This is a genomic window from Scandinavium lactucae, from assembly GCF_033843265.1.
Classification (GTDB): domain Bacteria; phylum Pseudomonadota; class Gammaproteobacteria; order Enterobacterales; family Enterobacteriaceae; genus Scandinavium; species Scandinavium lactucae.
In genome coordinates this window covers 168,802-184,185 of the sequence record NZ_JAWXRD010000027.1, presented here as the reverse complement: position 1 = coordinate 184,185, position 15,384 = coordinate 168,802, and the positions used below count along the sequence as shown (strand labels likewise).

Sequence of the window (15,384 nt, the reverse complement as noted above, 5' to 3'; positions counted from 1 at the left end):
ATTACTAACTGTCAGCTATGTTGGTGTCTATTTAACTTATGTGGCTATTCCGGTGATTGTTGTTTCTGGATTATTAATGAAACTTCTCGGTAAAAGAAAGAGTAAATCAGGAGAAGTATCAAATGTTGTAGCCAGGGTGCTCAATGATACAAATGCCGGACTGGAACGTTTTAATGAAGGCATGCACTGCTTCAATGAGAAAAACAGAATTATAAATGAAAAAACAAAACCTCTTAACGAACAAATTCATGCAATAAGAATGAAAATGATTGAGCCAGAGGTAAAGTTAAAATATGAAAGTGACCCTGAAAAAAGAAAAGTACTTAATGTTTTAATTGAAACCATGGAAAAAGATATCAGGATTATAGAATCCCAGAAAGATGAAATTAAAATGGCGATAGAGATAGATATTGCCCGTAGGAGGATTAATGAATAATGTTTAAGTTTTCTGCATGGATATTGATTAACAGTGACAGTTTTCAATAACTAAAATATCAAACATATGGCATAGTAAACATGATTGTTAAAGGGAGGTTGAATTGCATTATGAAGCGTTGGCTATCGAATTTATTGAACAACTGAAAGACATCTCGGTTGAGGATGATGTTGAATTCAATTTTTTTGAATTGGGAGGTTCCGGATATCTCGAAAATCCAACAACGGATTTGATGGCTTTGTTTATGGGAGCCCAGAAAATGGTGCCGCCATGGTTGCTAAAAGCATTGTTATGTTGCCTGGATGATTCCCTCGATGTTGATGAAATTGATTTCACCTCTCTGGAATTAGTGAGAGAAGCCAGAACAGAGGATGGGAAATATCTTGATATTCTTATCAGACATGATGAATTCATCATAGGTATTGAGCATAAAGTTTTGGCTGATACATATAATCCTTTTCCCAGCTATGTAAGTCTCATTGATAGCTACGGCGGCAACAATCAAAATCTATTTCGTTGTATATTAAAGCCTGATGGTAACTGCGCTAAAGGTGTAGACGGTTGGCAACTTATCAATTATTCACTGCTGCTGGAAACCGCCATCCGACGTATGGGGTTGGAGATGATGAATCAAGAGTTCAGCAAGTGGACTGTTTTTTATCAGGAGTTTTTAAGTCATCTTAAAAAATTGAGTGAGGTTAGTATGGATAAGGTATCTGATAAAAATGTGGAGTTTGTCACTGAAAATTTCACGGCTTTGATAAAATCGGTTCAATTGCTGGAAATGTACCAAAATGCTATCACCGAGGAAGCTAAATCGGTTGTCTCAGAGGTATTGCCTGATATTCATATTGCAATAGGTATTAATAACTGGAAGGGTTACTATAAAGCAATTCATCTGATGCCGGGATGCTGGGGTCAAGGTAAAACAGGAATTACGTTAGTTTATCGACCTTCAGAGGATGGACGAGATGAAGCTGAGTTCTACGTATATGGCTGGATACATTCAGATGATTACCCTGAAGTTAATGCACTAAAAGAAGAAATAAGAGTTGCTTTAAGTGCTGGAGATTTCATTCCAACAGCTAGCCCTGAGGACTACGAAGTATCAATTGCTGGGAAGGGGAAAGTGCTGGAACTGAGTTTTTGGGGGAATACGAGAAGCAAAAAAGATGCACTGGTTCTTCTTAAGGATATGACTAAGTGGATGGACTCAAAAATAAGAACATAAAGTAATATGACTGAGTGACGACGATTTTTTCTTAAATTGTGGATTATTAGGCTGGTAATTGAATCGCCGAATAGACAGATATTGGAATAAAAGGAGAATATTCAAATGATTTATCAGTGTGATACTTGCAGTAGAACGACTTTTGAGATTCATTGTCCATGGTGTAGTGGAGTTTTGCCTGTAAAAACGTCTGCATGGGGTTCAGCATCATCGACCGCACAAGCAATAGATATACAACGTATGACACCATTGAATCCATCTTTTTATCCCGAGTTTCAGTATCGTTCAAAGGGTATGCTGAAAGATCTGTTTGGGAAAAAGAAAGAACAAACTCAGCTTAATCAATTGCTTGAAAACGTTCTTGAAAAATATTCAAGTTTAAAAGATCCATATTTTACTAACTTCATTTACACATCCAGATTCTCACATAATAATAAATCGGAAGCAGATTTCTCAACAGAGAATGGTACATACTCCGAATTACAACTTTTCCGTGAGGTGTTGGTTAGAAAAGGGTTTAATGAGCTTGAGCAGTTACCAGAGCTATTAGATAAATTACTCCTTACCACGTCATTTAACGCTCTTTATTATGGTTTCGCTAAGGAAGTTAAACGGCATATTAAATCCACACTTACTGAATCCTTGAAGTCATGGATTGAGGAAGCGGGTACCACTTTTAGGGCAGATCTTTCATTATTTCTCTTCTATATATGGAGCAATAAAATAGAGTTCTCATCAATAGAGTTCAATGAAAAAGCAGAGGCCACGCCTGGTGTTCCTTTGGTTTTATTCGATGAAGTTGAAAAGTACTTAGCTGTATGCGAACGTATTTATTTTGATATTCTGGTTGATAGATTAGCTACACGCCTTGAGCATTTTAACCCTAATAAATTCGTTACCATGTATTTAGTTGATGCAATGGACGGTTTCCAGTTCGAAGATTTCCTTGTGGAAATATTCCAGACTATGGGTTATGACGTCAAAGAAACCAAGAGAACGCAAGATCAGGGGGCAGATCTTTTCGTCACTCGATTTGGTAAGGATATGGTTATTCAGGCGAAAAATTATTCTGGTTCTGTAGGTAACTCGGCTGTGCAGCAGGTGATCTCTGCTAAAACGTTCTATGGTTGTGATGAGGCGATGGTTGTGACTAATTCCTACTTCACACGCTCTGCTAAAGAGTTAGCTGAGTCAGCCTTGGTACGTCTGATCGATAGGGATGAACTGCAAAAGTATCTGGATGATTACAATCAGAAGATAATCGAAGATTTTCAGTCAAACTCATAATGTTTAAACATTGCAACATTGATGGTAAGTACTGGCAGGTTTTGCGTTGGTAACTTTAATTTACTAAACCGCCTTAAAAGCGGTTTAGTAAAAAAATCGAACATTTAAAATGCTAAGTAATCATAAAGACATAATAATTTTCTGAAATCCGTGTCACACCGTCCGGAGTGTTCTTCAAGATAATTCTTTAATTCTTCTATTGATATATTATCATCCATAACAGAATACATGATTCCACCGATGACTTTCCAGTCAGGTAAGTTATCCTTTATGTCAGTTATTGTTGAGTATTCATTTCCGCATTCTTTAACATAACCCTTTAAGTCAGCAACAATTTTATCAACTTGGCGATTTTTATATTTTTCTTCATTAATGAGATTCTCACAAATTGAACTGAATGCGAAAACCGGGAACCTTTCACGAGTTGATATGACTTGCTTATTCAGTAATGATATAAGTTGTGAGTTTGCTTCATCAACTATTTTGAAATAATTTTGAATCATTTCAGTTTTGGTTTGGAATTCATATTTAACAGTCCGTTCTGAACCAACGGCTAAAACCATATCTTCATTTTTTAGTTCATCGATGTTTTCTGTTATATTTACCTTTATTTCTCCGCCGCTTTTAATAGTATTCCAAACTTTTTGCACTTTCCTGATGTCCATCGCGGAAACTGGAAGGACTAGTTTTGAAAGTGCATCATATATAGCAGTATAGTTATCTGTTTTGATTTTATTGATGCGGATAGTTGCCATGCTCTCAATATCAATATCATGCTCGGTTATTTCTGTCGTATGATCACCAGGTGCATATTCAACTAGCAGGAAGTTATCGCGAATCTTCTTTGCTAGTTCAGTGTTGACATTTACATATGAAAAAATAGTTTTTAACAGGGACTTAATGTTTGAATCACTTATGCTATAGCCAATAAATATAATAGGGTTGTGTATGAAAATAGAAAGTAGTTGGGCCCTGATTAATTCGTATTTATTATTGAAGTTATTATAGTCGTCTCTTGTTATAATTATGTTGTCTGAGTCAGTTACACAACCATGTATTTTGTAAACTGAGCCATAGGGGTTGCTAAGAAGAATATCATTCCCTATTAACGGGTTGAACTCAAAAACTTTTTCACATAAACGATCGTAATTCGTGGTTATGACGGAACCAATGTTTTTACGTGCTCTAATTAGAGCGTCAATTTCATTGCTTTTTTCGGGTCTTATCAATAAGCCGTTAAGTATTTCTGTTATATAAATTTTAAAACGGCTCAGTTTCTTGCCTTCTTTCATGTTTTTATAAAAAATATCGTTAATGGCTTCGAATTTGCCATTCCGATCAGCTGCAAGACATTTGTTGAATTCTATCTCAAGCCTTGTTGCTAAAAGGTCATAACTATATTCACCATTCTCCATTGATTCTGCTTTAAGGTCATAGTAAAACTCCTCATTACCCGTGAGTTCATTGGATATAAACTCAAGTAATTCATTCCAGCCAAAAGAGTTTTGAAGATACCTAAGACTAAAACCGGTGCCGATGAAAAGCACTGGATGATTTTTATAATGACCTACAAAATCTTGGATTTCCATACCAATTCTCAACATTAACCCACATACTCATCATAAAATCAAATTTCGAAAGAAAATGCCAATGGTCTTTCATAAATAGTATCACCCTTATCAGACTGGAAAGGGGAACGAACATTAGTGGCAAACCACCACCATAGCTGACTTGGTACAGGTACAGCCAAGCTACATTTTTAGACGTTATTCATGTACTGAGATTGGCACTTGGGCTTCGGTGCCAAAGGGGCCTTACCTGTGCTGATTCTGTGCTCAACGTTATCCAAGCCTATCTATTTACTGCTAATTACAGTAAAATAGTGGAACAATTGCAGCAAAGTTTCGCAATGCACTGCTATGTAACACATTGATCCTGCGTAGAATTTAAAATCCCTCGGCGTTCGCGCTGTGTGGGTTCAAGTCCCACTCCGGCTACCATGGGAAAAAAGAATAAAATCAATGATAAGCAGTGTCGTGAAACCACCTTCGGGTGGTTTTTTTGTATTTGCGATCCTGATGTTCTATCTTCTACACACTTCCAACACGAGTACTCAGCGATGAAAACCGGACCGTTAAACGAAAGCGAACTTGAGTGGCTGGACGACGTCCTGGCCCGCTATGGCAACGAGCACTCCGTTATGGACGTCTCAGAGCTGGACGGCATGCTGACGGCAATTCTGTCCTCACCTGTTGAGATTGAACCTGCCGAGTGGATGTTGGCGGTGTGGGGCGGGGCTGACAACGTGCCGCGCTGGGCCAACGATCGCGAGCGTGATCGTTTCGTCAACCTGACGCTGCAACACATGGACGACATCGGCGAGCGTTTGGGTGACTATCCTGACCAGTACGAACCGCTGTTTGGCACCCGTGAAGCAGAAGGGCAGGAAATCACCATTGTCGAAGAGTGGTGCTTTGGCTATATGCGCGGCGTGGGGTTAAGCGACTGGTCAGCATTGCCGGAAGACTTGCAGCCGCAGTTAGACGCAATTGCCCTGCACGGCAGCGAAGAGAATTTCGAGCGCCTCGACGAGTTAAGCGCCGAAGAGTTTGTGGCAAGCGTAGATTTGCTGACCCCGGCTGCAATCACCCTGTGCCATTACTGGCTGGATAACCCGCAGGTGGCCCCGGTTAAACAGCCGGTTAAGAATGAGAGCAAAATAGGTCGCAACGATCCTTGCCCATGCGGTAGCGGTAAAAAATACAAAAGCTGCTGTCTGAAATAAGTGATGAAAAAAGGCCCGAAAGGGCCTTTTTTGTCTCTGGCGTTAGCCCACTGCCGGAAGCATTCCGGTGGCAATGGCGATTTGTACCAGGATGACCGCAATACCACAGCTGAAGACCAGCCAGAGGGCCGGGGTGCCACCCGCGACACGGTAAGCTGCCTGCGGGTGCTGTTGACGGCTTTTCATCGTCAGTAACGAAGGCACGATCAGCGCCAGTACCGCCAGCGCTACCCCGGCGTAGCCGAGAGCCATTACGAATCCGCGCGGATAGAACAACGCAAACGCCACCGGCGGTAAGAAGGTGATCGCCCCGGTTTGCAGCCTTCCGCCGACGCTATTTTTACGCTGGAACAGGTCAGCCAGATAATCAAACAGCCCAAGCGCCACACCAAGGAACGAGGTGGCTAGCGCCAGATCGGCAAACAGATGCACTGCCAGCTCAACGTGTGGGGAAGCCACCACTTCTCGAATAGCCTGTAATAGCCCGTTTAGTCCGGCATGGTTAGCCAACAGGGCGTTGAACACCGGTGATTCAATACTGCCCAGCGTCGCCAGTTGCCAAAAGATATAAGCTACCAACGGGATAAAGCTCCCGATGACAAAAATTCTCCGCAGTTTACGCACGTCGCCTTTCATGTAGCTGACAATACTTGGCACGCTGCCGTGGAAGCCAAATGAGGTAAAAATAACCGGAATGGCAGACAGCGCCAGGCCTTGTTGCAGCGGCAGCGTCAGCAGGTTCACCTGATGGATGTGCGGCATCAGCAGCCCCAGCATCAGCACTAAAAAGATAATTTTGGCGCTGAACAGGAAGCGGTTGAACAGATCGACCAGCGTGGTGCCGACGCAAATCACACCCCCACCGACGGCGGTAAACAGCAGTACGCCTGCTGCTGGATGTAATTCACTGCCCAGCCAGTCGCCGACGCTCGACGCCAGCAATTCTCCGGCTCCGCTAATGTAGGCCGCAGTCAGGGCATACATCAGGAACAACATGCTGAAGCCCGTCACCCATTGGCCGTAACGCCCGAGATAGCGCAGCGCCAGTGAACCGAGGCCGGTGTCTGCCGGGACGTGCTGGTACACTTCGAGTAGCAACAGCGCGGTGTAGCACATCAGTGCCCAAAGGCTTAGCAGCAGGACCAGCGTCACGCCAAAGCCTACTCCCGCCGACGCCAGCGGCATCGCCAGCATCCCTGCGCCGATAGTGGTTCCGGCGACGATTAAAATACTCCCTACGGTGCGGTTCTTCACGCTTTCCTCTGTTATTCAAAATAGAGACGGCAAATTATGCCGCGCAGGGTAGGGGAAATCCCGCGGCGCGTCAAATCTGAATTACAGTAGGTGTAAAGTATGTTTTACGATTTGGCTGGGTTGTATGAAAAAGTCAGGGAAAACGCTGGCAGCGATGGCCGCTGCCAGCCGGGAATTAATTTTGGGTGTCGAGGGTCGCCAGCTCTTTATCAATAAAGTACAGGCCTTCGCCGCTTTTACCGACCAGCGACAGTTTATCGATAACGGATTTAAACAGCTTCTCTTCTTCATGCTGCTCGGCAACATACCATTGCAGGAAATTAAAGGTTGGATAATCCTGATTGGTCATCGCGGCATGCGCCAGTTCATTAATTTTCGCAGTGATCAGCTGCTCGTGCTCGTAGGTCACGCGGAAGAGTTCATCCAGCGAGGCATATTCGGCAAACGGTGAAGCAATGGCATTAATGCACGGCAGGCTGCCGGTATCGGTCAGATAATCAAACAGGCGCTGCATGTGGGTCATTTCTTCCTGAGCGTGACGGCGCAGAAATGCGGCGGCACCTTCAAAGCTGTGATAACTGCACCACGCGCTCATCTGCTGATACAGCAGCGAGGAGTGAAGTTCCAGGTTCATTTGCTCATTCAGTTTGTCGATCATTTCCGTTTTTAACATGGGTGCTCCGTCATATTAGGCTCAGGGGAATACGCGGGAACTATAATTTGTAATTAAGTTATTTGCAAAAGGTAAAATAAATAATTAATTTTGTTAAATGCAAATGGGAATAACACGCATTGCAGCTATTAAATAATAAGATGAGAATGGTTATGATTACTGCCGGATTTATTTTCCCGGCAGTGAAATATAATCAGTAATAGGCGTTAGGGGTAATGGCCATTCCGCGACACTGGTACTGAATCGTGACGCTTTGATTCATGCACAGTGAACCGCTGGTGACGGTGCAGGTCGTGACCGGCTGACCGAACGGCACGGCAGTGGCGTAGCCCATTTGCTGACACTGTTTGGTGGCGGTACCGTTGGCCACATAATCGTCGGTGGTGGCCGATTGCAACATCGCCTGCCCGTAGGTCAGACGGACAATGCCGCTGGTGGTGTCCACATCGGTGACGTTGGCCTGACGATGTACCGTACAGGCGGAAAGCGCTATCGCTGCGACGATAGGGAGAAGTTTGTTCATGGCTCACTCTGCATAGATGTCCGATCCTCTCATCTTAGCGTCAGGAGGCCAAACCAATTCCCTGAATAGCCCGCAGAATTCCCCTCAGTTTCCGCCACCGCCGTCGTTAGTCTGCCCGGCTGTCATAAATCGCCTGGAATTTCGGATGCAGTTGGCGGAAGCGGTTAATCAGCTCCGGATCAAAGTGACGTCCGGTTCCGGCGATGATTAGCGAACAGGCGTGTTCATGGCTATACCCGGGCTTATACACCCGCTTCTGACGCAGCGCATCATACACATCCGCCAGCGCCAGAATGCGGGCCTCAATCGGGATTTGCTCCCCGCGTAGCCCTTCCGGATAGCCATTGCCATCCCATTTTTCGTGGTGATAGTGAATGATATTTTCCGCCACCGGCCCGAGGCCCAGCCCCTGAATGATCCGCCAGCCCTTAAGGGTGTGCAGTTTCATCTCGTTGAACTCTTCTTCGGTGAGTGGCCCTTGCTTGCGCAAAATCCGCTCCGGAACCGCAATTTTCCCGACGTCGTGCAACGAGGCGTAGCGTTCAATCTCCTGCACCATTTTACGCGGCAGCCCAATGTCCCGCGCCAGCAGGCCACAATAGGCGGATACGCGCTGAATATGGCTGCCGGTTTCATCATCATGGGCGCGATTCACTTTTTCCATCGCCTCGACGATGCTGCGGCTCACCGCCTGGCTTTGCTTCATCTGTCGCCACATCAGCCACAACAGGCACAGGCTGAACAGCACGCTAATGAACAACACAATGCTGATAATTTTGAAGGTATTTTTACTGAAGTCTGGCAGCGTGGAGGCGTCAGGATGGCGCTCCATCTGCGTGCGATAACTCGAAATACGATGGATTTGCGTCAGTAACGAATGCAGCGGATGTTGGCCATCGACCCATGAGACAATTTTGTAATCTGAGCGCGTCAGCCCCGCCACTTTAAGCACGCCACGAAACAGGTCATTACCGCGCAGTGAACCTTCCAGCGAGCTGAGGTCGCCCAGAATAAAATCAATTTTGTGCTGTTCAATGGCGTTGATCAGTTCTTCAATCGAGGCGGCGGGCAGCAGGGTAACGTCGGTGCCAAAACGCTGATGCAGATAGAGGGCAGAAAACGACCCGCGGATCACGCCGACGCGCTTATAGCGCACCTGCTCTTCGTCCCACAAAAACGGATCATCGATGCGGTTGTAATACGCGTTATGCCACGATAGCGCTGGGCCAATAATCCCTTCCGCCTGGGATTCATCACCGCTTTTGACAATGTTCACCATTCGCATCGGCCAGGCATCCTGGCGCAGGTGAGAGACATAATCCTCGGTGTACTTCACGTCGAGTTGGATAGGCAGCAGGTCGCGCATGTCGCTAATCATATCCATCACCGTGCCGTGATAACCGTGGCTGTCCTGCCACAACAGCGGAGCAAAGTTCTCGTTTTTAGGCAGCCAAAGGGTGAGCCGGTTGTTACGCATCCAGGCGGTTTCCTCGGGTGTGATATTAATTCGGCTGACCAGATAATCCCGTTTACTTTGATTTTCCAGCGCGTTCAGCTTGCCGCTCTGCTGCCACTCGCCGATCAGCTGATTAATGTTATCGCGCATGCCGCGTAATTCCGGACTGAACCCCATCACGGACGGTAGACGTAAATCGGAGAATGGCCGCGACAGGGTGTAGTAGTGCTGCGGATCATCCATCTCGGAATCGTCGTTAATGTAAAAATCTGCCTTGCGGTTACGCAGCATTGTAAACGCTTCGGTACTGCTGCCCACCAGAATGCGCTGACGGAAATGCAGAAAAGGATAGTGCTGCAACACCTGATCGCGGGTAGCGTCGTCCTTGCGAAAAATGACCCGGGTATAATTAAGATCTTCCGGGACAGCTGCCGTTCGATCGAGACTGGCGGCGAGCACTTCAATATCAAACAGGCGCGCGGAGAGGATTTTACTCTGCGCCCGCGCGTTGGTTTTGATCACGCCGGCATACAGCCCGTAGCTGTTGCTATTGAAACGACGGCCAATCTCTTCCCCCCCGATCGGTTTCAGCTCGAGATGATAGCCGTAGCGTTTATTGATTTCCTGAATGAGCGTCGGGTAGTAACCCTGATATTGACCGTGGCCGTCACGCCAGAATTCAAAATTATCCGCATCGAAGAGCCAGACTGGAACGGGGGAGGGATGAGCGACGGTATTTATGGGGCTAGCCCGCAGGAAACCAGCGTACGAAAGAAGTGTAACCCAGAGCAATGTGAGCGACATTGTTAGCACGGAGCGCACAAGAAGGTTCCTGATTTTTATCGTGTCGTTTGTTTTTAGTCTAACTAACTGCCGTAAACCCGGATAGAGATTTATTGATTTTGTGAATAATCATGCATTCTGGCGATCAAGGGCCAAAACTGTGACCGCAGCAATGATTAATGAAACAATATTTCATTAAATTTGAATGTGTGTTTAATGCGCGCTATGGTGAACGCATCGTGATTGTCCATTGCGCAGATGACCGCGCGAATTTCAGGAGAGGAAAGAATGAAAATTGCACTGATGATGGAAAACAGCCAGGCGGCGAAAAACGCCATTATCCATCGTGAGCTGAAGGGTGTTGCCGATGAAAAGGGCTTCCCGGTGTACAACGTTGGCATGAGTGACGAGCAGGATCATCACCTGACCTATATCCATTTGGGGATTATGGCCAGCATTCTGCTCAACGCAAAAGCGGTTGATTTCGTGGTCACCGGCTGTGGCACCGGCCAGGGCGCGCTGATGTCGCTGAATATTCACCCCGGCGTGGTATGCGGCTACTGCATCGACCCGGCTGACGCCTTCCTGTTTGCCCAAATCAACAACGGCAACGCGCTCTCACTGCCCTTCGCTAAAGGCTTTGGCTGGGGCGCAGAACTGAACGTGCGCTTCATCTTTGAGAAAGCCTTTACTGGTCGCAACGGGGAAGGCTATCCGCCGGAGCGTAAAGAACCCCAGGTGCGTAACGCGGGTATTCTCAACCAGGTCAAAGCGGCGGTGGTAAAAGAAAACTATCTCGATACCCTGCGTGCTATCGACCCGGAACTGGTGAAAACCGCCGTCTCCGGTCAACGCTTCCAGCAGTGCTTCTTTGAGAACTGCCAGGATAAAGAGATTGAAGCCTTTGTGCGCCAAATGCTGGCGTAATGCGGAAAACGCCGGCGGCACCCTGCCGCCGGCGTGCTTACTGTTTCCGTTTCGACACTGAACTTCCCGCATCCCGCGTCAGCTGTAACGTATCAACCATTCCCACCAGACAAATTAGCGCGATAAACACAAACGCCAACCGGAAGCTAATCCCCGGGATCGCCGCGAGCTGCAGCCAGTCACTCAGTTTTTCACCCAGCCTAATGCCAATCGCACCGAGCGTAATCCCCAGCCCGACGGCTAACTGGGTAGCGGTGCTGAACAAGGTATTGGCGTAGCTCATCTGCGGGGAGGGCACGTCGGCGAAAGCCAGGGTACTGACGCCGGTGAACTGGATCGATCGGAACACGCCGCCGAGGTACAGAATCAGCAGCGTCAGCCACAGCGGTGTGTGCGGGGTGAGGAAAGCGCAGGCCATCAGCGCCAATACGTTCAGCGCGCCGTTAATCAGCAACAGTTTGCGAAAGCCCAGCCAGCGGATCAGCGGTGTGGTGGCCGGTTTAATCGTCAGATTACCAACAAACACCGCCAGCACCAGCAGCCCCGCGTGGAACGGATCCATGCCAAAACCGACCTGAAATAGCAGGGGCAGCAGGAATGGCACCGCGCTTATCGAGGCGCGAAACAACGACCCGCCATACATCGTGACTCTGAAAGTTGGCACTTGCAGGGCATCAAGGCGGATCATCGGCCATTCGACGCGCCTGAAATGGCGCAGGGCAAAGAGAAACGTCACTGCACCCAAGGCCAGAAGCGCAAAGGGTAGCCAGCGTCGACCCTGTTCTGCACCGAATGCTTCCATCGCATAGACCAGGCTCACCATCGCAATGGCGGTGGCAACAAAACCCGGCAGATCAAACGGGCGGCGATCGTCGTCGCGGATATCCGGGATGATGCGCAGCGCCAGGGCGATAGCCACCAGCCCGAGCGGCACATTGATGAAGAATATCCAGCGCCAGTCAGCGAAACGGGTGATGAACCCGCCGAGCGGTGGGCCGATTATCGGTGCCACCAGCGCGGGCCAGGTCAGGGTGGCGATGGCAGTGATTAAATGATGTTTTGGCGTGGTGCGTAATACCGCCAGCCTGCCGACAGGCACCATCAACGCGCCGCCAACGCCCTGTAAAATGCGCATCGCGACGAAGCTATTGACGCTGGTAGCGAGCCCGCAAAATACCGAGGCGAGGGTAAAAATGAACAGTGCCAGGGTAAACACCTTGCGCGCGCCAAAGCGGTCGGCAATCCAGCCGCTGGCCGGGATCAGAACGGCGAGGGTGATGAGGTAGGCGCTGATCCCGATGTTCAGCGAAACGGCTTCCACGCCAAAACTTTTCGCCATATCCGGCAGCGCGGTGGCAATTACCGTCCCGTCGAGAAACTCCATAAAGAATGCGCCAGCCACCAGTAATGCGGCGGGGGACAGACCACGGCTCTCCTTTGCGGAGATGTTTTCACTCATGATAACGCTGCCATTTCAAAATGAATCATTGTTTCAGATGACCATAGCGCAACAAAATGCATGCTTCAGCAGGTTTTTTTGATTTCCGGGCAGAAAATTCAGGTTACTATGACGCCCCTGAAAAAAGGAGAAAATCATGTCCCAGAATCTGACCGAAAACGATGAGCTGATATCCGATGTTGTCGCGTGCCAGCTGGTCATTAAACAAATTCTTGATGTTGTCGATGTTATCGCCCCGGTTGAAGTCCGTGACAAAATGGCCAATCAGCTGCGCGCGATCGATTTCAGTGCCAATCCGGCAGGTGCTGACCCGGTGACGCAACGTGCGATTCAAAAAGCCATCGCCCTGATCGAGTTGAAGTTCACGCCGCAGGAAGGCAGCACCCATTAATGAAAACGGCGCTGCCGCGCCGTTTTTGTTGGCATAGAGGCCCGGCGCGTAGCGCCGCCAGGCGTTTGTCAGTAAATCGCTTCCACCAGCAGATAGCTGGCAACACAGGCGCAGCTCACGGCAATCAGGCCTGGCAGAATAAAGCTGTGGTTGATAATGAATTTCCCGATACGGGTGGTTCCGGAACGGTCGAACCCGATACACGCCAGGTCGCTTGGATAGGTCGGTAACACGAAGTAGCCATAGGCCGCCGGGAAGAAGGCAATCAGCATTTTCGGTTCCACGCCGAGCATCAGTCCCATCGGGGCGACGGCGGTTAGTGCCGCGGCCTGGCTGTTCACCAATTTTGACACCAGAAACAGCACGATGGCGTAGGTCCACGGATGACTTTGCACCACGCCTTCGAGTGCCGCTTTCAACTCCGGTAAATGCGCCTGGAAAAAGGTATCGCTCATCCATGCCACACCGAACACCGAGAAAATCGCCACCATCCCCGCTTTAAAGACCGCTCCGCTGGAAATGGCGGCGGCGTTCACTTTACAGGCCATCAACATCACCGCGCCGGCAATCAGCATCATCATCTGAATCACCAGGTTCATGGAGAGCGGGGCGAGTTTACCTTTCACTTCAAAGGTAGGCCGCAGTTCCGGCAGCGCGCCGAGTAATACCACCACGGCAATCCCGGCGAAGAAAATCCACGTTGACCAGTATGCTTCGCGATTAAAGCGCTGGTTGAGCAGCGTTTCGGTGCTGCCGTAGATATATTCCCGCTGTTTCGGATCCCGAATTTTGATCTGAAACTCCGGGTCATCGGCCAGATCTTTACCGCGACGCAGGCTCCATAGCGCGGCAATCGCCACCCCAAATAAGGATGCTGGCACGGAGACGGTCAGAATTTCGAGGATGCTCCAGGCGTGGCCCATACCGTGCTGAGCCCCGAGGATAGACACCAGCGAGACCACGGCCACCGACACCGGCGAGGCGGTAATCGCCATCTGCGAGGCTATCGATGCCACCGCCATGGGACGTTCGGGCCGAATGCCTTTTTTCAGCGCGATGTCTGCGATAATGGGGAACATGGTGTAGACCACGTGTCCGGTTCCGCACAGAAACGTCAATGTCCAGGTGGTAAACGGGGCCAGCAGGGTAATGTGCTGCGGATGCTTGCGCAGCAGTTTTTCTGCACACTGCATCATCACGTTCAGCCCGCCAGCGGTTTGCAGCGTGGCGGCACAGCCGATCACCGCCAGAATGGTGAGCATCACATCCACCGGCGGTTTACCCGGCTGAAGCCCAAACACGAAAGTCAGGATAAATAAACCGATCCCGCTGATAAGCCCCAGACCCATCCCGCCAAACCGGGTTCCCACCAGCAGGCATAAAATAATGACAACAAATTCAAGCGTAATCATGTCTCACCTGTCTCATCCATAAAGAAGGCTTGAATCATTACATTTTGTGCTGTTATTGAGTGAGAGACAGATCTGATTTGTAAACAGATGGAAAAACAATCTGTTATGTACATTTCGTTAACATTTAAGTCGTGGAGTTAGGGCGGACAACGCCGCCCTGAGGAGGCTTAGTGTTGTTGGTGGTTGACCACGGTGGTGAGGTGTTTGTCGGTTTGTTCCATACACAGGCCCGCTTTACGCGCACTGCGCACTTCATCAAGAATGGTCTGTAACAGCACGCCGTCCTGCTCCTGCTCTTTTTCCAGGGTATTCAAAAAATGCAGGGTGCTGTCGTCCTGTAAGGTTTTGGCTTCAAGGGTGAGGGCGCACAGGGTTTGGGTGCGCTGATGGTGTTCTTCAAGGGTTTTGAGAAATAAGTCTTCGAGGGTCGAGCAGCGGTTATCACCACAGGGTTTGGATTCTTTCACTACCGGATACGCGCCGGATTTTTTCATAAATTCGAACATGCGCATCATGTGGGTGACGTTGGACTGCGCCTGCGACCGTAAAAAATTCGCCGTACCCGTCAGTTTTTGTTCAGAACACCACTCGCTGAGACGCAGGTAAAAGTTGGAGGCGCAAAATTCAAGATTCATTTGCGCATTGAGTTTTTGAACCATTCCCGGGACTGTCATAGCAATATCCTTATTCCGTATTGCAGATATTATTTACGCTTCGTTACATGATCTCGTAAATATTCGATATTACCTTAGTAAAACTCTGTGAAA

The 15,384-nt window shown here is 48.3% G+C and carries 14 protein-coding genes; 6 read left to right on the top strand and 8 right to left on the bottom strand.

Translation table 11 applies throughout. From position 1 onward, the window contains the following. Positions 1 to 76: 76 nt before the first annotated feature. The 3 genes from SIK69_RS08880 to SIK69_RS08870 all read left to right on the top strand — a co-directional run bounded on the left by SIK69_RS08880 (position 77) and on the right by SIK69_RS08870 (position 2,954). A complete protein-coding gene (locus tag SIK69_RS08880; protein ID WP_319785922.1) occupies positions 77 to 436 on the top strand; it encodes a hypothetical protein in 360 nt (119 codons plus the stop codon). A gap of 103 nt (positions 437 to 539) precedes the next feature. Then, positions 540 to 1,667: a PD-(D/E)XK nuclease family protein gene (locus tag SIK69_RS08875; RefSeq protein WP_319785921.1), complete on the top strand. Its 1,128-nt coding sequence runs from the start codon at positions 540 to 542 to the stop codon at positions 1,665 to 1,667. A 105-nt stretch (positions 1,668 to 1,772) separates the two neighbouring features. Next, a complete protein-coding gene (locus SIK69_RS08870) occupies positions 1,773 to 2,954 on the top strand; it encodes a restriction endonuclease (RefSeq protein ID WP_319785920.1) in 1,182 nt (393 codons plus the stop codon). Positions 2,955 to 3,058: 104 nt separating this feature from the next. On the opposite strand, the gene SIK69_RS08865 is transcribed toward SIK69_RS08870, so the two are convergent. After that, on the bottom strand, positions 3,059 to 4,543 hold the full coding sequence (locus tag SIK69_RS08865; protein WP_319785919.1) for an SIR2 family protein: 1,485 nt from the start codon (positions 4,541 to 4,543) through the stop codon (positions 3,059 to 3,061). Positions 4,544 to 5,073: 530 nt separating this feature from the next. Here SIK69_RS08865 and SIK69_RS08860 point away from each other — a divergent pair. Continuing rightward, positions 5,074 to 5,739, top strand: a complete 666-nt coding sequence (locus SIK69_RS08860) for a YecA/YgfB family protein (RefSeq protein ID WP_319627789.1) — start codon at positions 5,074 to 5,076, stop codon at positions 5,737 to 5,739. 42 nt (positions 5,740 to 5,781) lie between these two features. On the opposite strand, the gene tyrP is transcribed toward SIK69_RS08860, so the two are convergent. From tyrP to SIK69_RS08840, 4 genes are all read right to left on the bottom strand, one after another. Further along, positions 5,782 to 6,993: a tyrosine transporter TyrP gene (tyrP, locus tag SIK69_RS08855; protein ID WP_319785918.1), complete on the bottom strand. Its 1,212-nt coding sequence runs from the start codon at positions 6,991 to 6,993 to the stop codon at positions 5,782 to 5,784. Between the two features lie 175 nt (positions 6,994 to 7,168). Further along, positions 7,169 to 7,666, bottom strand: coding sequence for a non-heme ferritin (gene ftnA / locus SIK69_RS08850; RefSeq protein ID WP_319627791.1), 498 nt, complete (start codon positions 7,664 to 7,666; stop codon positions 7,169 to 7,171). 193 nt (positions 7,667 to 7,859) lie between these two features. Continuing rightward, complete coding sequence (gene yecR / locus SIK69_RS08845; protein WP_319785917.1) at positions 7,860 to 8,189, bottom strand: YecR family lipoprotein; 330 nt, start codon at positions 8,187 to 8,189, stop codon at positions 7,860 to 7,862. A gap of 106 nt (positions 8,190 to 8,295) precedes the next feature. Then, the gene (locus tag SIK69_RS08840; RefSeq protein ID WP_319785916.1) at positions 8,296 to 10,467 is read right to left on the bottom strand and encodes an HD domain-containing phosphohydrolase; all 2,172 of its coding nucleotides are present in this window, start codon (positions 10,465 to 10,467) and stop codon (positions 8,296 to 8,298) included. A 249-nt stretch (positions 10,468 to 10,716) separates the two neighbouring features. Here SIK69_RS08840 and SIK69_RS08835 point away from each other — a divergent pair, with 249 nt between their 5' ends. Beyond that, positions 10,717 to 11,355 (top strand): RpiB/LacA/LacB family sugar-phosphate isomerase, encoded by a 639-nt coding sequence (locus SIK69_RS08835; protein WP_319627794.1) that lies wholly within the window; start codon positions 10,717 to 10,719, stop codon positions 11,353 to 11,355. A gap of 37 nt (positions 11,356 to 11,392) precedes the next feature. Here the strand turns inward: SIK69_RS08835 and SIK69_RS08830 are convergent, their stop codons facing one another. Beyond that, complete coding sequence (locus tag SIK69_RS08830) at positions 11,393 to 12,814, bottom strand: MFS transporter (protein ID WP_319785915.1); 1,422 nt, start codon at positions 12,812 to 12,814, stop codon at positions 11,393 to 11,395. Positions 12,815 to 12,950: 136 nt separating this feature from the next. Between SIK69_RS08830 and SIK69_RS08825 the strand changes: the two genes are divergently transcribed. Beyond that, positions 12,951 to 13,205 (top strand): DUF2766 family protein, encoded by a 255-nt coding sequence (locus SIK69_RS08825; protein WP_319785914.1) that lies wholly within the window; start codon positions 12,951 to 12,953, stop codon positions 13,203 to 13,205. Positions 13,206 to 13,273: 68 nt separating this feature from the next. Here the strand turns inward: SIK69_RS08825 and SIK69_RS08820 are convergent, their stop codons facing one another. Together SIK69_RS08820 and SIK69_RS08815 are read right to left on the bottom strand one after the other, a co-directional pair. Beyond that, entirely contained in the window at positions 13,274 to 14,617 is a 1,344-nt protein-coding gene (locus SIK69_RS08820) for an anaerobic C4-dicarboxylate transporter (RefSeq protein WP_319785913.1), read from the bottom strand. A gap of 167 nt (positions 14,618 to 14,784) precedes the next feature. Further along, entirely contained in the window at positions 14,785 to 15,291 is a 507-nt protein-coding gene (locus SIK69_RS08815) for a non-heme ferritin-like protein (RefSeq protein WP_319785912.1), read from the bottom strand. Positions 15,292 to 15,384 lie beyond the last annotated feature (93 nt).

What these genes read in the sequence shown, in the direction of transcription:
- SIK69_RS08880 (WP_319785922.1), top strand. Translation starts at nt 77, where the DNA reads ATGAAACTTCTCGGTAAAAGAAAGAGTAAATCAGGAGAAGTATCAAAT.
- SIK69_RS08870 (WP_319785920.1), top strand. Translation starts at nt 1,773, where the DNA reads ATGATTTATCAGTGTGATACTTGCAGTAGAACGACTTTTGAGATTCAT.
- SIK69_RS08865 (WP_319785919.1), bottom strand. Translation starts at nt 4,543, where the DNA reads ATGGAAATCCAAGATTTTGTAGGTCATTATAAAAATCATCCAGTGCTT.
- SIK69_RS08860 (WP_319627789.1), top strand. Translation starts at nt 5,074, where the DNA reads ATGAAAACCGGACCGTTAAACGAAAGCGAACTTGAGTGGCTGGACGAC.
- ftnA (WP_319627791.1), bottom strand. Translation starts at nt 7,666, where the DNA reads ATGTTAAAAACGGAAATGATCGACAAACTGAATGAGCAAATGAACCTG.
- yecR (WP_319785917.1), bottom strand. Translation starts at nt 8,189, where the DNA reads ATGAACAAACTTCTCCCTATCGTCGCAGCGATAGCGCTTTCCGCCTGT.
- SIK69_RS08835 (WP_319627794.1), top strand. Translation starts at nt 10,717, where the DNA reads ATGAAAATTGCACTGATGATGGAAAACAGCCAGGCGGCGAAAAACGCC.
- SIK69_RS08830 (WP_319785915.1), bottom strand. Translation starts at nt 12,814, where the DNA reads ATGAGTGAAAACATCTCCGCAAAGGAGAGCCGTGGTCTGTCCCCCGCC.
- SIK69_RS08825 (WP_319785914.1), top strand. Translation starts at nt 12,951, where the DNA reads ATGTCCCAGAATCTGACCGAAAACGATGAGCTGATATCCGATGTTGTC.
- SIK69_RS08820 (WP_319785913.1), bottom strand. Translation starts at nt 14,617, where the DNA reads ATGATTACGCTTGAATTTGTTGTCATTATTTTATGCCTGCTGGTGGGA.
- SIK69_RS08815 (WP_319785912.1), bottom strand. Translation starts at nt 15,291, where the DNA reads ATGACAGTCCCGGGAATGGTTCAAAAACTCAATGCGCAAATGAATCTT.